Origin of the sequence: Gelidibacter sp. (assembly GCF_039916245.1) — a bacterium.
Taxonomy (GTDB): Bacteria; Bacteroidota; Bacteroidia; order Flavobacteriales; family Flavobacteriaceae; genus Gelidibacter.
In genome coordinates this window covers 15381-30030 of sequence record NZ_JBDSLS010000118.1, presented here as the reverse complement: position 1 = coordinate 30030, position 14650 = coordinate 15381, and the positions used below count along the sequence as shown (strand labels likewise).

Annotated in this window: 14 protein-coding genes and 1 tRNA gene; 10 read left to right on the top strand and 5 right to left on the bottom strand. The window is 37.2% G+C overall.

Annotation, left to right across the window (positions count from 1 at the left end):
- Positions 1 to 234: 234 nt before the first annotated feature.
- Positions 235 to 1578 carry a TolC family protein gene (locus ABIQ28_RS06200; protein ID WP_348036009.1) on the bottom strand — a complete coding sequence of 448 codons (1344 nt, stop codon included), beginning with the start codon at positions 1576 to 1578 and terminating at the stop codon, positions 235 to 237.
- A gap of 5 nt (positions 1579 to 1583) precedes the next feature.
- The gene (locus ABIQ28_RS06195; RefSeq protein ID WP_348036008.1) at positions 1584 to 2183 is read right to left on the bottom strand and encodes a TetR/AcrR family transcriptional regulator; all 600 of its coding nucleotides are present in this window, start codon (positions 2181 to 2183) and stop codon (positions 1584 to 1586) included.
- 122 nt (positions 2184 to 2305) lie between these two features.
- Between ABIQ28_RS06195 and ABIQ28_RS06190 the strand changes: the two genes are divergently transcribed.
- Together ABIQ28_RS06190 and ABIQ28_RS06185 are read left to right on the top strand one after the other, a co-directional pair.
- The gene (locus ABIQ28_RS06190) at positions 2306 to 3280 is read left to right on the top strand and encodes a polyprenyl synthetase family protein (protein ID WP_348036007.1); all 975 of its coding nucleotides are present in this window, start codon (positions 2306 to 2308) and stop codon (positions 3278 to 3280) included.
- A 6-nt stretch (positions 3281 to 3286) separates the two neighbouring features.
- The gene (locus ABIQ28_RS06185; RefSeq protein ID WP_348036006.1) at positions 3287 to 3640 is read left to right on the top strand and encodes a hypothetical protein; all 354 of its coding nucleotides are present in this window, start codon (positions 3287 to 3289) and stop codon (positions 3638 to 3640) included.
- Between the two features lie 106 nt (positions 3641 to 3746).
- Here the strand turns inward: ABIQ28_RS06185 and ABIQ28_RS06180 are convergent, their stop codons facing one another.
- Positions 3747 to 4280, bottom strand: coding sequence for an alpha-ketoglutarate decarboxylase (locus tag ABIQ28_RS06180; RefSeq protein WP_348036005.1), 534 nt, complete (start codon positions 4278 to 4280; stop codon positions 3747 to 3749).
- A gap of 122 nt (positions 4281 to 4402) precedes the next feature.
- Between ABIQ28_RS06180 and ABIQ28_RS06175 the strand changes: the two genes are divergently transcribed.
- Both ABIQ28_RS06175 and odhB read left to right on the top strand, forming a co-directional pair.
- Positions 4403 to 7162, top strand: a complete 2760-nt coding sequence (locus ABIQ28_RS06175) for a 2-oxoglutarate dehydrogenase E1 component (protein ID WP_348036010.1) — start codon at positions 4403 to 4405, stop codon at positions 7160 to 7162.
- 141 nt (positions 7163 to 7303) lie between these two features.
- Entirely contained in the window at positions 7304 to 8539 is a 1236-nt protein-coding gene (odhB, locus tag ABIQ28_RS06170; protein ID WP_348036004.1) for a 2-oxoglutarate dehydrogenase complex dihydrolipoyllysine-residue succinyltransferase, read from the top strand.
- 658 nt (positions 8540 to 9197) lie between these two features.
- Here odhB and ABIQ28_RS06165 read toward each other — a convergent pair.
- Positions 9198 to 9824, bottom strand: coding sequence for a response regulator transcription factor (locus ABIQ28_RS06165; protein ID WP_348036003.1), 627 nt, complete (start codon positions 9822 to 9824; stop codon positions 9198 to 9200).
- A gap of 67 nt (positions 9825 to 9891) precedes the next feature.
- Complete coding sequence (locus ABIQ28_RS06160; protein ID WP_348036002.1) at positions 9892 to 10347, bottom strand: retropepsin-like aspartic protease; 456 nt, start codon at positions 10345 to 10347, stop codon at positions 9892 to 9894.
- Positions 10348 to 10623: 276 nt separating this feature from the next.
- Between ABIQ28_RS06160 and ABIQ28_RS06155 the strand changes: the two genes are divergently transcribed.
- The 6 genes from ABIQ28_RS06155 to ABIQ28_RS06130 all read left to right on the top strand — a co-directional run bounded on the left by ABIQ28_RS06155 (position 10624) and on the right by ABIQ28_RS06130 (position 14608).
- Entirely contained in the window at positions 10624 to 11391 is a 768-nt protein-coding gene (locus ABIQ28_RS06155; protein WP_348036001.1) for a TatD family hydrolase, read from the top strand.
- Positions 11392 to 11394: 3 nt separating this feature from the next.
- Positions 11395 to 12423, top strand: a complete 1029-nt coding sequence (locus tag ABIQ28_RS06150) for an asparaginase (RefSeq protein ID WP_348036000.1) — start codon at positions 11395 to 11397, stop codon at positions 12421 to 12423.
- Positions 12424 to 12495: 72 nt separating this feature from the next.
- Positions 12496 to 12583, top strand: a tRNA-Ser gene (locus tag ABIQ28_RS06145).
- Between the two features lie 190 nt (positions 12584 to 12773).
- On the top strand, positions 12774 to 13556 hold the full coding sequence (locus tag ABIQ28_RS06140) for a MotA/TolQ/ExbB proton channel family protein (RefSeq protein ID WP_348035999.1): 783 nt from the start codon (positions 12774 to 12776) through the stop codon (positions 13554 to 13556).
- Between the two features lie 21 nt (positions 13557 to 13577).
- Positions 13578 to 14030 carry a hypothetical protein gene (locus ABIQ28_RS06135; protein ID WP_348035998.1) on the top strand — a complete coding sequence of 151 codons (453 nt, stop codon included), beginning with the start codon at positions 13578 to 13580 and terminating at the stop codon, positions 14028 to 14030.
- Positions 14031 to 14032: 2 nt separating this feature from the next.
- Positions 14033 to 14608 (top strand): biopolymer transporter ExbD, encoded by a 576-nt coding sequence (locus ABIQ28_RS06130; RefSeq protein WP_348035997.1) that lies wholly within the window; start codon positions 14033 to 14035, stop codon positions 14606 to 14608.
- Positions 14609 to 14650: the final 42 nt, after the last annotated feature.

Here is a 14650-nt window from a genome sequence, read left to right as displayed (position 1 = left end):
TATGTACTTTCATGGCGCAGTCAAAGACTATTCTGGAAATTTCGTTTTCTGTCATGGTTTTTTTTTAAACGCAAGGGGCGCAATGGTTATTCGCAAAGGTCGCAAGGCTTTTGTTTTATTTTAGTCTATTTTGCTCAGTTCTTAGTGTCTTTGTGGTTTATTTTTTTTGATGCATCGGTCGCAAGGCTTTTGTTTTTCCTTGCGTGCTTTGCGCAGTCCTTTGCGTCTTTGCGGTTAATTAGTAATCACATTCAAAGCCGTCTCCAATTCTGCCTTAGCCTTAATCACGTTCAACATCGCTTGTAAAAATTCCTGTTGTGCGGAGTAAAGCTGAATTTGTGCCTGACGCAAATCAAAACTTGAAGAAATACCTTCAAAAAACTTGGTCTGGTTTTTTGTTTCGATGCGCTCCGCTAGTTTTAGACTTTGCTTTTTGTTATCGTAATCTTCTATGGCAAATCGATAATCACTTTTCGCGGAAGCAATTTCCAAGGCGATGGTTTGCTCTTTTTCTGTAAGATCAGTTTTGGCCTTTTCCAAATTAATCTGTGCACGTTGCGTGGCTGCACTGCGCATTCCGGAACTGAAAATAGGGATATTTAAACCGACTCCAAATAAGGAGGATCCAAACCAGTCTTGATCCTTGTGTGCAAAGCTAAAAGTATCACTGAAGGCCGAATAACCACCATTGATAAAAGCATTCAGCGTTGGCAAGGCTTTGCTTTTTTCTAACTTTAACATAAGTTCTTTGGTCATTTTATCATTTTCTGCAATTTGATAATCGATGGTTTTTTCAACATTAGCTTCTGTTTCCAACAAGCCTAAAGAAATGTTTTCTTTAGTTAAACGCTCTAAGTCGTCGGTTAAAAGGGTTTTACGATTGATGTTCAGACCAAGCGTCATATTAAGCATTTGGTAAGCCAGAGTTTTCATGCGGTTCACATTGTTCAAATTGCTTTCAATACCAGCAAGTGTAATCTGTAATTGTTCTACACTTTCTTCTTCGCCCAATCCGTTTTCAACAATTTTTGTGGTTTCGTTGAGGTTTTTTTGAAGGACTTCTAAGTTTCTTTGTAAGATTCGTACGCTTTCTTCTGCTAACAACACATTGCCATAGGCGTTGATGACTGCTTTTCGGACTTCTAGATCTGTTTTAGTCTTAGCGTTTTTTGAGATTTCCAGAAACACTTTCGCCGCTTGCAATCCGACAATATATGAGCCATCAAATACTTTTTGAGTTAAAGTGGCCGTCGCGTACATGTTTTGTTTGGTACCAAAAACCACTTCAGCAAATTCACCAGAGTTGCCGCCAAAAAACTCAGCAGGTAATAATTGTACTTGTTGTTTTATAAAATTTTGGTAATCCACTGTGGCACTTAATTGTGGCAATCCGGTAGCTGTAGTTTCCCATTTTTGTGCTTTTGCTGCGTCAATATCGCGTTGTGCGTTGATGGCATTGCGATTGTTTTGAAGTGCAAAATCAATAGCTTCCTGTAAGCTGAAATTTGTAGGTGCTTCCTGTGAAACCCCAAGAAAAGGCGATAGCGTCAATAAAATTATATAAAACTTGTTTTTCATTAGATTTATGATTGATTGTTGATTCTTATTAAAACTTCCAGACCCTTTGGCGTACAAATGCCTCTGACGTGATATTCCAGATAATGATCCATTAAGGAGTTCATCGAAAAATTGATCAACGGGAACAGTTGCTTGTCCTTTAAGGCCATAATGCAGGTAAAATAAATTTTGGAAATAAATTCAATTTGTATATTGTCTCTGTATAGACCAAGAGTGATCCCACGGTTAAGGTTGTCTGCCACACAATCTTCCATCAAACCGTATTGTTTAGACCTTAGGGAATTGAAAATTTTTGGATAATATTTTTGTAATTGATGATAGGGAGATGACTTTTCGTCTTTTAAATGTTCCATAACAAGCTTTTTTATGTCGTAAATTTCTTCAATGGGATCTTTCTCCAAGTGACAAATTTCATCAATACCCTGTGCAATAAGCTCAAACATTTCTAAAGTTGTGGCTTCTACAAGTTTGGTTTTGTTTTCGAAATGGACGTATATAGTTTTCTTTGATATGCCCAATTCATTGGCAATATCATCCATTGTAACGCTTTTGAAGCCAAGTGTTAGGAATAATTCCGTGGCCTTATTTATAATGTTTTCTCTCATAATATGTAGCAAATGTACAATAGGAAACTTTAAAAACAAAAATAGTTTCCAGGGTTTAATAATTTTTTAATGTTGAACTCATTGGCTTCGTTTCTTAAATGAATTTGCTTTATTTTTGCGGCATGCAAAACATTCTATTTTATCACAACGCATTTATCGCCCATTTGGAGGAAAAGATGCCATCCCAAGAGCCGGCATCACTTTACGATCCGATACATTATATCCTAGGACTGGGAGGGAAGCGCTTGCGTCCCATCTTGACCTTAATGACTGCCGAGGCTTTTAATGCGGAATTTAAACATGCGCTTAACGCCGCTTTAAGCGTTGAGATTTTTCATAATTTTTCTTTGATACATGATGATATTATGGATGCGGCACCATTACGTCGTGGCAAGCCAACCGTACATGAAAAATGGGATATCAATACGGGGATATTATCAGGAGATGCGATGCTCATTATGGCCTATCAGCTATTTGAAAATTATGATGCTAAAACCTTTCAGGAATTGGCGAAATTGTTCAGTAAAACAGCTTTGGAAGTTTGTGAAGGGCAGCAATACGATATGGATTTTGAAACCAGAGATGATGTTTCAATCGCTGAGTATCTCAAAATGATCGAATTTAAAACCGCTGTGTTAGTTGGTGCCGCCATGAAAATGGGCGCCATAGTGGCTTCGGCTTCTAAAAGTGATCAAGACCATATTTACGAATTTGGAAGATTATTAGGCATAGCGTTCCAACTTCAGGATGATTATTTGGACGCTTTTGGAGATCCGGAAACTTTTGGAAAACAAGTGGGTGGCGACATTATCGAGAATAAAAAAACCTTTTTGTATATCAAAGCCATCGAATTTTCCAATTCTGAAGACCAATTGCAATTGCAGCATTTGTTTAGTGTCAGTCCAACCGATGCCTCAGACAAAGTTGAAGCTGTAAAACAGATTTTTCAATCCAGCGGCTCAGCAGATGCCACGCGAAAGGAAATTGAAAATTACACTAAAAAAGCCTTTGCCGTATTAGAAGAGCTTTCCATTCCTGAAAACAAAAAGAAAGTGTTGAAGGATTTTGGTCATGATTTAATGGATAGAAGAGTTTAGGGACTAATGACAGATTTAAAAACCTTCGACGATTTGGTCGCTAAAGCCAATCAGTTAGAACTTTATGCGAAGCTCGTTCTTCAGCTTAATAAAGATTTGGCCTTGGCTAATATCGACCTGGAATTTGCCTCTGATGTATTGCCGACAAGTTTAAAGCTTCTATTGCACGAAAAGGTCTATCAACTTATCCAGGAAAAATTCATGGATTACTTGAACTTGCTGTATATCATTGATGTTTCGGAAGAGAAAATAAAACAGATGGACGGAAATGATGTTGTAGAATTATCAGATAACGTCACGTTTTTAATTCTGAAACGTGAATGGCAAAAAGTATATTATCGGAATAAATTCTCCTCATAAAACCATCCCAAAGCGAAAGGCTTTTTTATTTATGCCTAATTAAATCAAGTTGCATGCCCTTTCATACAGATAAGTGTTCCTTCCCTTTGGGAAGGCTAGGATGGGATCAGAAATAAACCCTTACAAAAGGAGCCCAAGCTTCGGCGTAGATACTTTTAGCCTTGTCGTATAAAACGTCATACCTAATACCAACAGCTACATTGTGCGATCTAAAACCGGCACCTACAAATAGCGCTGGATACCAATAGTTTTCTTTGGGAATGGCGAACCTGTCGTCCCAATTTCTACTGACGTTCAGCTCTTCAAATTCTGCAGATAATTGTATTTCAGGGATAGGATTGAATAAGCCAATCAAACTTCCACCCAAAACAGTCGATTTATAAGCATTTTTTTGAGTGTTATAAGTGCCGTTAAGACCAATGCCTAATGCAAACTGATTATTAAATTCATAAATAGCGCTTGGCGCGAGCGTTCCGCTAAAAAAACCATCACCCAAACTTAATCCAATCCCACCGCCAAAGCGGACATGATTCCAGAAATCAGAAGATGATTGGGCGGTTTGTATTTGTGCTTGGGAGTGAAGGGAAAACACAAGCATTATAAGGCAAGTAAATAGGCTTCTGTTAAGTAAAAATGGCATAAATTTGTATTTTGTTTATAGATACTGCTATATCATATAAATATACTAAAAGCAATTCTTATTTTGTTAAAAGTTGTATTTTTGACAAAAATTTAAAACATCTGAACGTTTTACAAAAAATGATGGATAAATATTCCTTTTTAAATGCCGCTCATTCAGCTTACTTTGCTGATTTATACGATCAATACTTACAACATCCTGACACTGTAGAGCCTAGCTGGAGAGCCTTTTTTCAAGGCTTTGACTTTGGTTCTGAAAACGGGGAAGTAACTTACGCAGAAGGAGAATCTTGTATCTCTCCAGAAATTCCTGAGCACATGCAAAAGGAATTCAATGTGATCAGACTTATTGATGGCTATAGAAGCAGAGGGCATTTGTTTACGAAAACTAACCCAGTTCGCGAGCGTCGAAAATATGATCCAACCTTGGCTCTTGAAAATTTTGGACTGCTGCAAGAAGATCTCAAAACGGTATTTTCGGCCGGAGAGATTTTAGGAACTGGACCACAGACTTTAGAAAATATCATCGTTCATCTCGAAAAGATTTATTGTTCCTCCATTGGTGTGGAATATATGTATATCAGAAGTCCGAAGGAGATTGAATGGATTCAAAGTCGACTGAACATAAATGATAATCAGCCTAAATTTTCAACTGAAGAAAAAAAGCACATACTTACCAAACTCAATGAAGCTGTTTCTTTTGAAAGTTTTTTACATACCAAGTATGTCGGACAAAAACGTTTTTCACTTGAAGGGAATGAATCTTTAATTCCAGCCCTGGATGCGCTTATTGAAAATGCTGCGGAAGCGGGTGTGAAGGAATTTGTGATGGGAATGGCACACCGTGGCCGTTTGAGTACCCTGATCAACATTTTTGGAAAATCCGCTAAAGATATTTTTAGCGAGTTTGATGGTAAAGATTACGAACAAGAAGTTTTTGATGGTGACGTGAAGTACCACTTAGGATGGACGAGTGATAGAGAATCAAAAGGCGGTAAAAAAATAAACCTGAACATCGCGCCTAACCCTTCTCATTTAGAAACTGTAGGTGCCATTGTGGAAGGTATTGCCAGAGCAAAACAAGACGATAAATACGCTGACAATCCGTCGCAAGTACTTCCAATTATAGTGCATGGAGATGCTGCTATTGCAGGACAAGGTTTGGTGTACGAGATCATTCAAATGGTTAAATTGGATGGATACAAAACAGGTGGCACCATCCATATCGTGGTCAATAACCAAATAGGATTTACCACAAACTATCTTGATGCGCGTTCAAGTACGTATTGTACGGATGTTGCTAAGGTCACTTTATCTCCAGTTTTACACGTCAATGCAGATGATGCCGAAGCTGTTGTTCACGCTATGTTATTTGCTTTAGATTTCAGAATGACCTTTAAACGTGATGTGTTTATCGATCTTTTAGGCTATAGAAAATATGGGCATAATGAAGGTGACGAACCTCGTTTTACCCAACCAAAATTATATAAAGCCATTGCCAATCATGAAAATCCAAGAGATATTTATGCTGACAAATTGCTGAAGGAAGGAATTGTTGACGCGGATTTTGTTAAGAATCTTGAAGAAACCTATAAAGCTTCCTTAGAGGAAGAATTGGAGGATTCGCGCAAGCAAGAAAAAACAGTGATCACTCCGTTTATGCAAGATGAGTGGACCGGTTTTGAATATGCTGATGAAGCGATGATGATGCAGCCTGTGGATACTACTTTTCCTAAAGAAAAGTTATCGCAAATTGCTGATGTTATTTCAAGCTTGCCAGCAGATAAAAAATTCATCCGTAAAATAGAACGTCTAGTTCAATCCAGAAAAACGATGTTTGATGAAAACAAATTGGATTGGTCAATGGCTGAACATTTAGCCTATGGAACGCTTTTAGAAGAAGGTCATGATGTTCGTATGTCAGGACAGGATGTTGAGCGTGGTACATTCTCACACCGTCATGCGGTTATAAAAGTTGAAGACAGTGAAGAGGAAATCGTCCTTTTAAATCACGTCAGTGATAATCAAGGTAAATTTTATATTTATAACTCGTTGCTTTCGGAGTATGGTGTTGTAGGTTTTGATTATGGATATGCCATGGCAAGTCCTAAAACCTTAACTATTTGGGAAGCACAATTTGGAGACTTTAGTAATGGTGCCCAAATTATGGTAGATCAATATATTTCAGCTGCTGAAGATAAGTGGAAGCTTCAAAACGGTTTGGTCATGTTATTGCCACATGGTTATGAAGGCCAAGGTGCAGAGCATTCCTCCGCACGTATGGAGCGTTTTTTACAGATGTGTGCCAGCGATAATATGTTTGTGGCAGATTGTACAACGCCTGCAAACTTCTATCACTTATTAAGAAGACAGGTTAAAACGAACTTCAGAAAACCTTTAATTGTTTTTACCCCAAAAAGTTTATTGCGTCATCCTTTAGTGGTTTCAACGGTAGATGAATTTGCCAATGGAAGTTTCCAGATGTTGATCGATGATCAAAAAGCTGAGGTTGAAAAAGTGAAAAGCTTGATCTTTGTTACTGGTAAGTTTTATTATGACTTATTGGAAGTTAGAGACAGTGAAAATAGAGATGATGTTGCCTTGGTAAGAATAGAACAATTATTCCCATTGCCAGCGAAGGAAATGCGTGAGATCATGAAAAAATACGAAAACGCCGATGACATCGTCTGGGCGCAGGAAGAACCTCGTAACATGGGAGCCTATAGCTATTTAATGATGCATTTTGAAGAGTCCAAGTCGTTTAGAATTGCTTCGCGACGTGCTTATGGTGCGCCAGCGGCAGGAAGTTCAACGCGATCAAAACGTCGTCATCAGGAAGTGATTGACTTTGTGTTTGATAAAACAAAGAATAATCAACGATAGGAATTTAAGTATTGGTAAAACAATAACGATGCGAATTTTAAATTCATAAAACGAATGTTGCATCACTATAGAGAATAGAAGAAAAATTGAAATAAAATTAAAGGATTCCTGCGAAGGTAGGATTCAAAAACAATAAGAACTATGATTTTAGAAATGAAAGTTCCTTCACCAGGAGAGTCCATTACAGAAGTAGAAATTGCAACATGGTTAGTTGCAGATGGCGATTATGTAGAAAAAGATCAGGCTATTGCTGAAGTAGATAGTGATAAAGCTACTTTAGAACTTCCTGCGGAAGCTAGCGGAATTATTACGCTTAAGGCAGAAGAAGGTGATGCGGTTGCTGTTGGTCAAGTGGTTTGCTTGATTGACACTTCTGCTGAGAAACCTGCTGGTGCTGACTCCAAATCTTCAGAGGGCACTAAGACTGAGAGTGAAGGTGCTGTTGAGAAAAAAGTCGAAAAAGAAGTTGCTAAAGTTCAAACAGAAGCTCCAAAAACATATGCTTCAGGTGCCGCAAGTCCTGCAGCTAAAAAAGTGTTGGCAGAAAAAAATATGTCTGCTTCAGATGTTACCGGAACAGGAAAAGATGGTCGTATCACTCAGGATGATGCCGTTAAGGCGGTGCCTTCAATGGGGACACCAACTGGGGGAAGACGTGGAGAGTCACGTTCAAGATTATCGATGTTGCGTCGTAAGGTTGCTGAGCGTTTGGTATCTGCCAAAAACGAAACAGCGATGTTGACCACTTTTAATGAGGTCGATATGACTGCGATTTTCAAATTAAGAGAAGAATACAAAGAAGCCTTCAAAAATAAACATGGACTTGGTTTAGGGTTTATGAGTTTCTTTACTTTGGCTGCCGTTAAGGCATTGAAGGAATATCCTGCAGTGAATTCTATGATTGATGGTCAGGAAATGATCAGCTTCGATTTCTGTGATATCAGTATTGCGGTTTCAGGACCAAAAGGATTGATGGTTCCTGTCATTAGAAATGCAGAAAACCTAACCTTTAGAGGTGTTGAAGCCGAAGTGAAGCGATTGGCGATTAGAGCTCGTGACGGGCAAATTACAGTAGATGAGATGACCGGTGGAACGTTTACAATTTCTAATGGAGGTGTTTTTGGTAGTATGTTATCTACACCAATCATCAATCCGCCACAAAGTGCAATTTTAGGAATGCATAATATTGTAGAACGCCCTGTAGCTATTGATGGACATGTGGAAATTAGACCAATCATGTACTTAGCTGTATCGTATGACCATAGAATTATTGATGGGAAAGAAAGTGTAGGATTCTTGGTAGCGATTAAGAATGCGCTTGAAAATCCAACGGAGTTACTCATGGATAATGACGTTAAGAGAGCATTAGAGCTGTAAGCAGAATATTTAATATGATAAAAAAGGGCTACTTAAAATTTTAAGTAGCCCTTTTTTCGAATAACTAATAACTAAGAAAAACCTACAATAATGTTTGCCGTTATGATTAGTATGGCGCTCAATATTAATCCGATGATTAATAGTTGATTGCCACTTTCAAGATTGTTTTTCATGATTTTCATAGGTCTTTTTAGAGATTTGGATTTCTTCTATTGATCGGCTTATATTCGTGGATTCACAAAGAAATCACATAAATAGTGTTATAATTATTGCTGTAAATTTCAGTAATTATGTAAGACCAAACAATACGTAACTTTACGTATTTAGACTTTTAAAATCGCAAAGCACTAGAGGTTAGTTGGTTGTATTTGAGGTTTGAAAAAAAGTTGATTATTCAGGTTCTCAAATTAAAAAAGCCCTGAATCAATGACAATTCAGAGCCTTTCGTAAAATAATTCCCCTAAGAATTAATAGCATTACAAATATCAGCAATAATGCAACATCATGCAATACGTAACTTTACGTATATTTCAATAAAAGGAAGAATTCTTATAAAAAAACAATATTTTAAGGTGCGTATGCTGCTTTTTTTACGCTAAATTAGAGGCTTAGTGAAGGTTATGAGGTTAGAAACTTTAAATTAAATTTCTACTTAAGATTACAAGAAATAATCCTGATTTTCTTTTACCCAAATTAAAAGGCTGTTTTGTTTGTGGGAAAGTTCTAGTTTTTTGATGATATTGCTTTTGTGTTTTTCGACTGTTCGTGTAGAAACGCTAAGGATTTCCCCAATTTCAACACCAGTATTGTTTTTGGCAATAAGTTTTAAGATTTCCTTTTCGGAAGGTGTCATCAATTCCCATTCTGCAGGAGGTTCAACAATTTCTAAAAACTCGATGAGCTCTGGACTAAAATAGGATTTCCCCTCCAAAACAGCTGCAATACAGTTTTCGATTTCTACCAATGCAAATTCCTTAAGGACATAACCATAAATTCCAAGAGTTTTGGCTTTCTTATAGGTCGTTTCGTCCTTTTCAAAAGTGATCAGAATGATCCTGGTAGAAAGGCTTAAGTTTTTGCATTTTTCTGCAATTTGTAGTCCTGTTAAAAAAGGCATTTGTATGTCCAAGATGGCGACATCCGGTTTATCGGATTTAATCATCTCGAAAGCTTCTTTCCCATTTACAGCACTTCCAATAAGATTGAAATCTTTTTCTTTTAAAAAATCGGATAATCCTTTAAGGATAAGAGGATGGTCGTCTGCTATTATGATAGAGGCTTTCATGTGTTTTAATCTGAAGTTTTAGGAGGTATAAAGATAGCTATATAATAGCAATAACGAAGGAAGACGATTACAACTTTAAGTAGACATACTTTTTGTCATAATCAATAATGGCCTTTGCTTTCTTTAAAATGTCGGCGCCTATGATACCATCTACGGGTTTAGAATTATAGTTGAGAAGTGCCGTGTTGACATGAGTTAGATTGAAAAGTATTAAAGGCACTTTGTCTTTTTTCCACTTTCCTATTTTAAGTTTATTTTTCTTGGAAACTTGGGTCAACATGTCTGTGGCGCCTGCTCCAGCGGCTTTGATCTCCGAGTCCTTGGCTTTCAATTTAAAAGTATCTATCGCCTCAAATCCTACACACGAATTAGAAGCGCCAGTATCTAAAATAAATAGGCCTTTGACACCGTTAATAGTTGCTTTGATTTCGAAATGGTTTGTTTTGGTCAGTTTAAGCTTGACTTTGGTATATCCTTTTTCTAAAAGAAAATCCTCAAGCGGCGTATTATTAGGGTCAATCATCTCTATCATTTGTTTTTCAATTCTCAAATCCTAAAAATAGACCAATAATAAATGCCAAGGTCCCAATGAAATAATAAAAATAGGTTTGTTTACTGTTTTAGTGTCAATTTTGATGTTTAATCTTAGCTCAAAACTAATGGATTCAAAGTTTGACAAACTACCAATGTCGTCAATACATAATAGAGTTCATCCTGAAATTATAAATTATGATCTTGAGATTTTATTCTCTATCAGGTAAATTACGATTATTTCTAAAAGAACTTCTACTTTTGTAGGATGACTGTTACAGATACCCATACTCATTTATATAGTGACGCCTTTGATGACGATCGAAAGGTGATGATTGAACGTGCAATCGCAGCTAACGTGACCCGTTTTTTTATTCCAGCAATCGATTCGTCTTATACCAAAGCAATGCTTCAGTTGGAAGCTGATTTTCCTAATCATGTGCATTTAATGACGGGATTGCATCCTACTTCCGTAAAGGAGAATTATATGGAAGAGTTGCGCCATGTGGAAGAGCTCCTTTCTAAAAGAAAATTTGTTGCGATTGGTGAAATAGGCATTGATTTATATTGGGATAAAAACACCTTGGAAATCCAGCAGGAGGCTTTCAGTCACCAAATTCGGCTTGCGAAACAGTATCGGCTACCAATAGTTAACCATTGCAGAGAGGCATTTGATGAAATCTTTGTGGTTTTGGAAACCGAAAAATCGGATGACCTATTCGGGATCTTTCATTGTTTTACGGGCGATATAGAACAAGCGAAACGCGCCATTTCCTTTAATATGAAATTAGGTATTGGCGGAGTGGTTACTTTTAAAAATGGCGGCATTGATAAGTTTTTGAATCAAATAGATTTGGAACATGTTGTTTTAGAGACAGATTCGCCCTATTTGGCGCCAGTGCCTTATAGAGGAAAACGCAATGAAAGTGCGTACATTATAAAGGTACTTGAAAAACTTTCAGAACTTTATGGCCTGTCTCAAGAAGTCATAGCCGCAATTACTACTGAAAACTCTAAAGCGATATTTAAAGTTTAAATTATGAACACTCAGCCCAACATCTTATTAATCTATACAGGCGGCACCATTGGCATGATCAAAGATGCCGATACGGGCGCCTTAAAAGCTTTTGACTTTGGTAATTTGTTGAAAAATATTCCAGAATTGAAGTTGTTGGATTGCCATATCGAGACCATTTCCTTTGAAGAGCCTATTGATTCCTCTAATATGAATCCGCACTATTGGGTTCAAATTGCTGAAATTATTGAACATAATTATGAGGACTTTGATGGATTTGTAGTGTTACACGGTAGCGATACCATGAGTTATTCGGCTTCTGCCTTAAGTTTTATGTTAGAAAACTTAGCAAAACCAGTCATATTTACAGGGTCTCAATTGCCCATTGGCGATTTACGTACCGATGCCAAGGAAAACCTTATTACGTCCATACAAATGGCATCCTTGCAGCATCATGGGAAGCCAGTCATTACGGAAGTAGGGCTTTATTTTGAATACAAACTGTATCGAGGCAATAGAACGACCAAGATAAATGCGGAACACTTTGAAGCCTTTGAGTCCTTAAATTATCCTGATTTAGCAGAGTCTGGTGTGCATTTAAAAGTGTCAAAAGAACATCTTTTTAAACCTAATGTCCGAAAAAAATTCACGGTTCATAAAAAAATGGAGAACAATATTGCCTTAATAAAGATGTTTCCGGGAATCTCAAAAACGGTGTTGGAGTGCATGTTTTCCTCTCCTCATATTAAAGGAATCATATTGGAAACCTATGGCGCAGGAAATACAACGACCGAAAATTGGTTTACAGATTTGGTCGAAAAAACTATAAAAAAGGGAGTTCCTGTGATAAATGTGACCCAATGTTCGGGCGGAAGTGTCATCATGGGACAGTATGAAACCAGTTCTCAGCTTAAAAATATAGGGGTTATTTCAGGAAAAGACATCACAACTGAGGCTGCAGTGACCAAATTGATGTATTTGTTGGGAGAAAAAATTTCTGCTAAATCGTTCAAAACCATATACGAAACATCATTAAGAGGTGAAATGTCTTAAAATTAACGAATAAAATTTTTTACGCCAATATATTTTTTCGTTATTTGACAAAGCAAATGAACTTTAAATTTTAGAGAGGTGGCCGAGCGGTCGAAGGCGCACGCCTGGAAAGCGTGTATACCTCAAAAGGGTATCGAGGGTTCGAATCCCTTTCTCTCTGCAACTTAATTTTGATGATGGTTGTGTTTCACATTGAGGTCAAACTTCGTTATCGAAATTTTTTGTTAATCACGGGGAGTATTATAGAGTTGGTAACAACATTGATCTAAAAACACTCTCCGTAATTTTATTTTTTAATTACAATTTTTTTATATCTTTAACACTTTAACTAATAAATTAAGATCAGAACAATGAAAAGACTATTTTCTATCCTAGCCATTGCAGGAATCATGGCTTTCGGAACTGTAAGTGCAAATAACTATGCAGCTACAGCATCAATGGCAACTACAACGGTTGCAACAGTAACTCAGGACGAGACGACAGCTAATGCTGCTGGACAAGACCTTGGGTTTCATCAAGAATTAAAAAAACGTTTTATTGAAGGTGGCGCAGGATTTATGGGCGTTGTATTGCTTTGTTTAATTTTAGGACTTGCAATTGCTATTGAAAGAATTATCTTTTTAAATTTATCAACTACCAATACTAAAAAATTAGTTCAGAATGTAGAAGATGCTTTACAATCTGGCGGTATCGAAGCTGCAAAAGAAGTTTGTAGAAATACAAAAGGACCTGTTGCATCTATTTATTACCAAGGTTTGGATAGAGCTGATGAAGATTTAGATGCTGCTGAAAAAGCTGTTGTAGCTTACGGTGGTGTACAAATGGGTCAGTTGGAGAAAAACGTGTCTTGGATTTCGTTGTTCATCGCATTGGCACCAATGCTTGGGTTCATGGGTACTGTAATCGGTATGATTCAGGCTTTTGATAAAATTGAAGCTGCTGGAGATATGCAACCATCACTTGTTGCAGGTGGTATTAAAGTAGCACTTTTAACAACGGTATTTGGTCTTATCGTAGCAATTATCCTTCAAGTGTTTTACAATTACATCATCGCTAAGATTGATAGTATTGTAAACGATATGGAAGATGCATCTATCACTTTGATGGATTTGCTAGTGAGATACAAAAAATAAACCGCACAATTAAATAAAATTATGAAAGCACACAAAATATTAAAAATAGTAGCTGGGCTTCTCGGTCTTGCAGGTATCATCTTTTTAGTGATGGTAATTGCAAAGGGTGATGATGCTATTAATGCTGCTGCGCTTGATGGCGACACCGCCATCATAGACCCAATGCTTTATGTAACATACATTATTTTTGCGATGACCTTAGCTTTCGTTTTGTTTTTCGTGATACAGAATCTGTTTACAAATACAGCTTCGATTAAAAGTACGTTAATAGGAGTAGGGGCTTTTGCAGCTGTGTTAGTGATATCATATGTATTGTCTAGTGGTTCTGATGCGTCTCAATATATGTATAACGGAGCTCCCGCTACAGAAAGTGAATCACACTTGGTGGGCGCAGGACTTGTAGCATTTTATATCCTTATTATTGCTGCTGCTGGAGCAATGTTATTATCAGGAGTCAAAAAAATAACTAAGTAATTATGGCAAAAAGATCAGCACCCGAAGTTAATGCAGGATCAATGGCTGATATTGCATTCTTACTTCTTATCTTTTTCTTGGTAACGACTACCATTACAACAGATACAGGTTTAAACAGAAAATTACCACCGATAGATGACTCAGAAGTCACTCCACCTATCATTAGGGAGAAAAATATCTTTACGGTTCTTATTAACGGAAGGAATCAACTTATGGTTGAAGAGCAGTTGATGGAACTTAAAGATTTGCGAAAAGCAGCCGTTGAATTTTTGGATAATGGGGGCGGTGTCGATGTCAATGGCAAACCTTGTGATTACTGTCATGGTAAAAAGGACCCAGCATCATCTGACCATCCTGATAAAGCCATCATTTCGTTAAAGAATGAGAGGGAGACCAAGTACGCAATGTACATCTCGGTTCAAAACGAATTGGTAGCAGCTTACAATCAGTTAAGAGACAGAAGAGCTATGGAACTTTATGGTGTAACTTTGAAGCAAATGGAAGCCAATCTGAGTGATGTCAATTGGGCAGGAAATAAGGAAACTCTTAAGGAGAAAATCGAAAGGATTAAGCTTTAATATCCTCAAAAGCTATCAGAGGTTCAATAATAATTTAGAAAA

Coding starts and splice junctions, on each gene's coding strand:
- ABIQ28_RS06200 (WP_348036009.1), bottom strand. CDS start 1,578: ATGAAAAACAAGTTTTATATAATTTTATTGACGCTATCGCCTTTTCTT.
- ABIQ28_RS06195 (WP_348036008.1), bottom strand. CDS start 2,183: ATGAGAGAAAACATTATAAATAAGGCCACGGAATTATTCCTAACACTT.
- ABIQ28_RS06190 (WP_348036007.1), top strand. CDS start 2,306: ATGCAAAACATTCTATTTTATCACAACGCATTTATCGCCCATTTGGAG.
- ABIQ28_RS06185 (WP_348036006.1), top strand. CDS start 3,287: ATGACAGATTTAAAAACCTTCGACGATTTGGTCGCTAAAGCCAATCAG.
- ABIQ28_RS06180 (WP_348036005.1), bottom strand. CDS start 4,280: ATGCCATTTTTACTTAACAGAAGCCTATTTACTTGCCTTATAATGCTT.
- ABIQ28_RS06175 (WP_348036010.1), top strand. CDS start 4,403: ATGGATAAATATTCCTTTTTAAATGCCGCTCATTCAGCTTACTTTGCT.
- odhB (WP_348036004.1), top strand. CDS start 7,304: ATGATTTTAGAAATGAAAGTTCCTTCACCAGGAGAGTCCATTACAGAA.
- ABIQ28_RS06165 (WP_348036003.1), bottom strand. CDS start 9,824: ATGAAAGCCTCTATCATAATAGCAGACGACCATCCTCTTATCCTTAAA.
- ABIQ28_RS06160 (WP_348036002.1), bottom strand. CDS start 10,347: ATGATTGACCCTAATAATACGCCGCTTGAGGATTTTCTTTTAGAAAAA.
- ABIQ28_RS06155 (WP_348036001.1), top strand. CDS start 10,624: ATGACTGTTACAGATACCCATACTCATTTATATAGTGACGCCTTTGAT.
- ABIQ28_RS06150 (WP_348036000.1), top strand. CDS start 11,395: ATGAACACTCAGCCCAACATCTTATTAATCTATACAGGCGGCACCATT.
- ABIQ28_RS06140 (WP_348035999.1), top strand. CDS start 12,774: ATGAAAAGACTATTTTCTATCCTAGCCATTGCAGGAATCATGGCTTTC.
- ABIQ28_RS06135 (WP_348035998.1), top strand. CDS start 13,578: ATGAAAGCACACAAAATATTAAAAATAGTAGCTGGGCTTCTCGGTCTT.
- ABIQ28_RS06130 (WP_348035997.1), top strand. CDS start 14,033: ATGGCAAAAAGATCAGCACCCGAAGTTAATGCAGGATCAATGGCTGAT.